This is a genomic window from Nonomuraea sp. NPDC005501 (assembly GCF_040605905.1).
GTDB lineage: Bacteria > Actinomycetota > Actinomycetes > Streptosporangiales > Streptosporangiaceae > Nonomuraea.
Genome location: NZ_JBEXDT010000188.1, coordinates 1 through 6,316 on the forward strand (window position 1 = coordinate 1; position 6,316 = coordinate 6,316).

Here is a 6,316-nt window from a genome sequence, read left to right on the forward strand (position 1 = left end):
GCCGTCCAGGCCGTGGCGGGCACCGACGTCCCCCTCGGCATCATCCCGGCCGGCACGGGCACACCGCCCTGGCGGTGCTCGCCCGTACGTCCCTGACCGCTCTCGCCGCGCGCGCGGCGGCCGCTGGAGGTGTCGCGTGACCGAGCCCGACCCGGTGCTGCTGGAGCAGCGCTACCGCTCCGTCCTGCGGATCCTGCCCGCCTCCTACCGGGTGGAGCGGGAGGACGAGATGGTGGCGGCCTTCATGGAGATGTCCGGCGAGGTGCCGGACGAGCGCAACCCGCGCCCGCGCTGGGGCGAGGTCGCCAGCGTGGTCGCGCTGGCGGTGCGGGTCCGGCTCGGCGGGGCGGGCGCCGGTCCCCGGTTCGTCGCCTGGGGCGAGGCCGTCCGGCTCGTCGCGCTGCTGGGCCTGGGCTACCAGGCCCTGCTCAGCCTCTACTCCCTCCTGTCGATCGGCCTCGCCGCCGTGCTCGACGCCCCCAGCCCTGCCCCCTGGAGCCGCGTCGTCCTCGCCGTGGTGGACTGCTCCTGGTTCGCCGCGTACGCCGTCCTCATGCGGGGTCACGTCCGGCCGGCCAAGGCGGCGGCACTGGCGGGCGGCGCGACGTCCCTCCTCGCGCTCCTCACCGCCCTGCCGATCGACCTCATGGGGTGGCCGCAGGCGGCCTCCGCCCTGACGGTCGTGGCGACCCTGCTCGCGCTGCTGGCGGGCTTCCACCGCGACGTGCCCCCGGTCCGCCGCCCATGGGGCGCCGCCGTCCTGCCGCCGGCCCTCGCGGCGCCGCTGGTGGTCCTGCCTGTCGTCGCTTTCCCGCCGGCCGCCGAGCCGATCGTGTGGCTGTCGCTCTGGATCTATCCCGACGGGCTCGCGATCGTGGCGCTGCTCGTGACCGGCGCCGTCGCCCTCGCCCGCCACCGGTCTCCGTCCGTGCTGCTCGCCCTCGCGATGGGCGGGGCGCTGCTGATGGCGTCCCGGCTGCCGCTGGGCCTGCCTCGGGAGTACAACGAGCCCGTGTGGACGACGAGCGTCACACAGGGCGCGCTGCTCGCGGTGATGGTCGTGTCGCTGATGATCGCGGGGCTGCGGAGACTGCCCGCCGCGCGCCGCCCCGGGCTCGAACCAGCCTCCTGACCGGCCACGACATCTTCATGACAATCTAGGCGGAAGAGGCGGCCACGTCCTACTGTCCCGTGTATGGCTACCCGCTCCTCCTTCCTGCTCGACGTTCTCGTGGCCGAGTTCGGTGAGTCGATCAAGCGCGAACCGGCCGCGTTCCGGCGCAAGTTCCGCAAGATGGCCGCCTCGCCGTTCGCCTTCTACCGGGGCAGCGCGAGCCTGTTCTACGCCGACCTCACCGGCGAGTTCGCCGACGACGCCTTCCTCGACGAGCCCACCAGCCGGGTGTGGATCCACGGTGACCTGCACGCCGAGAACTTCGGCACCTACATGAACGCCTCCGGCGTGCTCGTCTTCAACGTCAACGACTTCGACGAGGCGTACGTCGGGCCGTACACCTGGGACCTCAAGCGCTTCGCCGCCAGCGTGGCGCTCATCGGGTACGCCAAGGCGCTGTCCGACGAGGTGATCAGCTCGCTCGTGAGCGGCTTCGGCACCGCCTACCTGGACGAGCTGACCGCCATCGCGCACGGCGGCGACGACGCGATCGGGTCGCTGACGCTCGGCACCACCACCGGCGTGCTGCACCGGGTGCTCCAGACGGCGCGACTGCGGACGCGGGTGGCGATGCTCGACGTCGAGACCGTCATCGACGACTACGACCGGCGCTTCGCGATCATGGAGGGGCGGGAGGCCGTCGGGCCCGAGACCCGGGCGGCCGTGCTGGCCGCGTTCGAGGACTACCTGACCACGCTGCCCGAGCAGACCACCTCCGTCGAGCACGTCATCAAGGACGTGGCGCTGCGCAAGGGCGTGGGCATCGGCTCGGCCGGGCTGCCCTCGTACAACATGCTGCTGGAGGGCCGCTCGCAGGCGCTGGAGAACGACGTCATCCTCTACATGAAGCAGGCGCAGGTGCCGGCCGTGGCCAGGTACATCACCGACGAGAAGGTGACCGGCTACTTCCTGCACCAGGGGCACCGGACCGCCGAGTCGCAGCGGGCGCTGCAGGCGTACGCCGACCCGTGGCTCGGCTACACCACGCTCGGCGGCGTGGGGCAGCTCGTGGCCGAGGTCTCGCCGTACTCGGCCGACCTCGACTGGGACGACGTCAACGAGCCGGCCGAGCTGGACTCGATCATGCGGGATCTCGGGCGGGCGGTGGCGCGCATGCACGCCGTGGCCGACGACGAGTCCAGCCACGACCTGGTGGACTACTCGACCGAGGAGTCGATCGTGGCGGTGGTGGACGGCGACCGGCCCGGCTTCATCGGCATGCTGGTGGACTTCGCGCACCGGTACGGGATCCAGGCGCGGGCCGACCACCAGACCTTCGTCGACCTCTTCCGCAACGGCCGCCTCCCCGGGGTGTGACCGCCTAGAGCAGCTCGCGCAGCGCCCTGGCCAGGTTGCGGGGTGCCCGCGGCTCGTAGCGCAGGAACAGGTACGGCTCGGTGAGCTCCAGCTCGATCACCACCGGCGTCCCGTCGGGCAGCCGGACCAGGTCGATCCGCGCGTACAGAAGGGCTTGCGGGATGATGGCAAGCACCTTCTCGGCGAGCTCGACCTGGTCCGGGGCTGGTGCGCGGAGCTGTGCCCGCACGTGGTCGGCGCCCGACTTCCCCGGGGAGAGCATGGGAGTGCGGCGGACGGCGTGGCTGAAGCGGCGGTTGAAGTACAGCAGCGAGGTCTCGCCCTCGGTCTCGACCATGTCGAGGTAGGGCTGCACCATGGGCGTGCGGCCGGACGCCTCCAGCCACGCGGCGTGCGCGACGGCCTCGGCGCGGCCGGTGGTTCGGATCGTGTCGCGTGCGCCCGACGAGATCGCGGGCTTGACGACGTACTCGTCCCACTCGGGCAGGCCCTCCGACGACCAGTGCGTGGGCACGACGGGGAGCCCGAGGTCGCGGAGGTAGGTCTTGTCGGTGTTGCCGGCCAGCACGGAGGCGGGATTGAGCAGCCTTGAGTGGCTCTCGACCCGGCGGGCCCAGTCCAGGAACTCGTCCCGTCGGCCGACGTAGTCCCACACGGACCGCACCACGACGGCGTCGTAGGCGGCCCAGTCGGCCGCAGGGTCGTCCCAGCGCTCGGCACGCCCTTCGATGCCCTCCCCCCGCCAGGCGGCCAGCACGATGTCACGCTCGTCGTCGTGGCCGTCTTTGTCGTCAAATGTCACATAGGCACAGGTAATCACGGCGACGATGCTACGGCCCGCCCCCGGCAGGTCAGGGGCGGCGGGGTCCACCTCCCGGGGTCGTCACGGACGGGTGTCCGCCTCGCCACGGCTTACCGCCTGACGTGCCCTGCGAGCCGCCCCACCGCCGCCGCCCAGCTCTGGTTTCCCGCAGTGCTCACCGCAGGTCGCGTCATGGAGAGCCTGGCGCCGGGGGGTGTCGACCGGTCGTACCGCCGCCCGTACGGGGCCCTCGGAGCGCGGCCGGCCCGGCGGGCCACCAGGTCCTGATCAGGGAACAGCTCCTAGTCGACGCGGTTGCTCACGGCCGCGCCGCTGCGGCGGGCGGCGGTGGCGGTGTTGGCGTTCACCGAGGTGACGTTGGTGGAGGAGCCGGTGCCCCGGTTCTGGGCCACGATGTTCCCGAACATGTTGCCGGACTGGGAGGACTCGCGGTTGGAGCTGGAGTCGGAGATGGCGGTGTCCGCGAACGCGGGGACGGCGGCCGGACCGGCGACCGCGGCGAAGGCGGCGCCGACGGCGGCGACGACCAGACCGGTGGCGCAGAGCTTCTTCATGGGGATCTCCTTCAGGGTTCGGGGGTTCGGGGGTTCGGGGGTTCGGGAGTCGGAGGGTTCAGGGGTGAAGGAACCCGGTGTGGGGTGGCCCGGTGCGGGGTGAAGGGCCCGGAGGGGGACCGCACCGGCCCGCGTGACGGCCCACCGGTACGCGCATCACACCGAGACGGGTGGCGGCTCGTCGAGACGAGCGACCCGCGACACGTGTCACCACCCGTCGGAGCGTGCGCCCCCCGGCGGGAGTGGGCGGTGGACTGCGCCTGCCAGGGAGGGAGCGGCAGGCGCCGAGCGGCCTGCCGGGAAGGGAGCGGCAGGCAGCGTGGCGGACGGGGACGCGGTCGGGCGGGATGGGGACGCGGGACGGGCCAGGCCGGTTCAGTAGAAGACGTAGGTGATGACGGTGCTGCCGTTGGTCGCCGTCGTCGCGATGCCGTTGACGTTGTTGACGTTGGTGGAGCGGCCCCAGCCCTGGTTGGCCGCGCCGACGTCACCGAAGGTGTTGCCGGACTGCGAGGAGCCGGTGTTGCGGCTCCAGTTGTCCGTCCAGGTGTCGGCGCTCGCGGGAGTGGCCAGCAAGGTGAGTGCGGCGGTCACCCCCGTGACGCAGACGGCGCTCAGGTTCTTGATCACTATGGTTCGGCTCCTTCGCCGGTGAGAGGGCGGGCGGTCAGGCTGAGGCCGATCCTATAACGTAGCGTTACTGATCCATAGCATAGCGTGATCAGAATTTTGCTCGAGTGTCGCGGGGTTCACTGACGGAGGGTGTCAGCGACTCGGGGTTAACGTCGCCCGCATGATCTACGAACTGCGGCGCTACACCCTGCACCCCGGACGGCGCGACACGCTGATCGAGCTGTTCGAGCGGGAGTTCGTCGAGTCACAGGAGGCGGCGGGCATCGGCCTGGCGGGGCACTTCCGGGACCTGGACGCGCCGGACATCTTCTGCTGGATGCGGAAATTTCCGGATATGGAGGCTCGTCGGGTGGCCTTGGCCGCGTTCTACGGCGGCCCCGTCTGGAAGGCCCATCGCACGGCGGCCAACGCCACGATGATCGACTCCGACGACGTATTGCTCCTGCATCCCGTTCCGACAGGGCTGTCTGCCGGAGACAGCTCGACGTTCCCCGCGGACGACCCGTTCCCGGGCACGGCTTTCCCGCTCGCCGGGCCGGCCGGCCTTACCGGCACCGGCGCGCTTCCCGAGTCCGCACTTCCCGCGTCCGTCTACGTCGCCACTGTGCACCACGTGCCGGAGGGCGTCGCGGGATTCCCCGCGTTCTTCGCCGAGCGGGTCGCGCCCGCGCTTGCCGAGGCCGGGATGCCGCCGATCGCGTGCTTCGAGACCGAGCACGCGGTCAACACCTTTCCGGCGCTGCCCGTCCGGACCGGTGAGAACGTCTTCGTGTGGTTCGCCCGGTTCGAGCGGGAGGAGGACGCAGGCAAGGCCCACGAGGCACTGAAGATGGAGGCGGCCCTGCTGGAAGGACAGGTCGCGGGAACGCCGCGGCGCTTCCGTCTCTCCCCTGCGGCCCGCTCCGCCCTCCGCTGACCGGCAGAACGGAGAAACGGGGCCACGGACCCCGGCGGCGATCGCCCCATGTGGATGGAGACGCGGGCGCGCGGGACACCGGCCGCGTCGGTGACGTGGAGACGTGCGCGCGTCGGCGGGCGGGGACGCCGGCGGACGACACGGGCACGCGAGCGCGGGCGCCGGAGCGCGGGTGTGGCCGCGGGCGGACGGACACGGGAGGGAACGCGAGCGCGGACGCCGGAGCGCGGGTGTGGCCGGGAGGGTCAGGATTCCGACGGGATGCCGGCGGAGGGGGCGTGGCGCCAGGCTGGGATCTCACCGCCTCCGTGGACGTGGATCTCCGCGCCCGTGACGTACCCCGGGCTGCCGAGCCACAGGCACACCCGGGCCACGTCCTCCGGTGTGGCCATGCGGCCCGCCGGGACCGTGGCGGCCACGGCCTCGTGCCCGCCCGCGTAGTGCTCCTCCGCGCTCTCCGTGGCGGCGAGTCCCACCACCACCGAGTTGACCCGTACCTCCGGCGCCCACTCCGCCGCCAGGCAGCGCGCCAGGTGGTGCAGGCCGGCCTTGGCGGCCCCGTATGCGGAGGTGCCGGGCGAGGGGCGGGTGCCGCTGGCGCTGCCGATCATGATGATGGCCCCGCCCGACGCCTTGAGCGGCGGGTACGCCTGTTGCGACACCAGCAGCGGCGCCGTCAGGTTGAGCTCGACGACCCGGGCGTGCAGGCGGGGCGAGGTGCCGTCCAGTGGCGCGTGCGGGGAGCCGCCCGCGTTGTTGACGACGACGTCCAGCCGGTCGAGCCCGGAGACGAGGCGGGCGACGTCGTCCCGCTGGACGACCCGTCGGACGCCGCGTTCTGGACCGGCCTCGACGGCAAGCTGATCGGCCAGGTGAACCTGGTCCGCCACGCGCTCGGC

Annotated in this window: 7 protein-coding genes; 3 read left to right on the top strand and 4 right to left on the bottom strand. The window is 72.3% G+C overall.

From position 1 onward, the window contains the following. Positions 1 to 136: 136 nt before the first annotated feature. A complete protein-coding gene (locus ABZS51_RS42035; RefSeq protein WP_355453754.1) occupies positions 137 to 1,132 on the top strand; it encodes a hypothetical protein in 996 nt (331 codons plus the stop codon). Positions 1,133 to 1,195: 63 nt separating this feature from the next. Continuing rightward, positions 1,196 to 2,491, top strand: coding sequence for a DUF2252 domain-containing protein (locus ABZS51_RS42040; RefSeq protein WP_310716539.1), 1,296 nt, complete (start codon positions 1,196 to 1,198; stop codon positions 2,489 to 2,491). 4 nt (positions 2,492 to 2,495) lie between these two features. On the opposite strand, the gene ABZS51_RS42045 is transcribed toward ABZS51_RS42040, so the two are convergent. The 3 genes from ABZS51_RS42045 to ABZS51_RS42055 form a co-directional block, all read right to left on the bottom strand. Continuing rightward, on the bottom strand, positions 2,496 to 3,293 hold the full coding sequence (locus tag ABZS51_RS42045) for a hypothetical protein (RefSeq protein ID WP_355453757.1): 798 nt from the start codon (positions 3,291 to 3,293) through the stop codon (positions 2,496 to 2,498). A gap of 302 nt (positions 3,294 to 3,595) precedes the next feature. Next, entirely contained in the window at positions 3,596 to 3,868 is a 273-nt protein-coding gene (locus tag ABZS51_RS42050; RefSeq protein ID WP_355453760.1) for a hypothetical protein, read from the bottom strand. Positions 3,869 to 4,243: 375 nt separating this feature from the next. Continuing rightward, the gene (locus ABZS51_RS42055; RefSeq protein ID WP_355453763.1) at positions 4,244 to 4,498 is read right to left on the bottom strand and encodes a hypothetical protein; all 255 of its coding nucleotides are present in this window, start codon (positions 4,496 to 4,498) and stop codon (positions 4,244 to 4,246) included. Between the two features lie 163 nt (positions 4,499 to 4,661). Here ABZS51_RS42055 and ABZS51_RS42060 point away from each other — a divergent pair, with 163 nt between their 5' ends. Further along, complete coding sequence (locus tag ABZS51_RS42060; RefSeq protein WP_355453766.1) at positions 4,662 to 5,417, top strand: NIPSNAP family protein; 756 nt, start codon at positions 4,662 to 4,664, stop codon at positions 5,415 to 5,417. Between the two features lie 245 nt (positions 5,418 to 5,662). Here the strand turns inward: ABZS51_RS42060 and ABZS51_RS42065 are convergent. Next, positions 5,663 to 6,316 (bottom strand): SDR family oxidoreductase (locus tag ABZS51_RS42065; RefSeq protein ID WP_355453769.1); only part of this gene is annotated, 654 nt, incomplete at its 5' end.

Bases quoted from the DNA above. Each gene is read 5' to 3' on its own strand.
- ABZS51_RS42060 (WP_355453766.1), top strand. From the start codon at position 4,662: ATGATCTACGAACTGCGGCGCTACACCCTGCACCCCGGACGGCGCGAC.
- ABZS51_RS42050 (WP_355453760.1), bottom strand. From the start codon at position 3,868: ATGAAGAAGCTCTGCGCCACCGGTCTGGTCGTCGCCGCCGTCGGCGCC.
- ABZS51_RS42040 (WP_310716539.1), top strand. From the start codon at position 1,196: ATGGCTACCCGCTCCTCCTTCCTGCTCGACGTTCTCGTGGCCGAGTTC.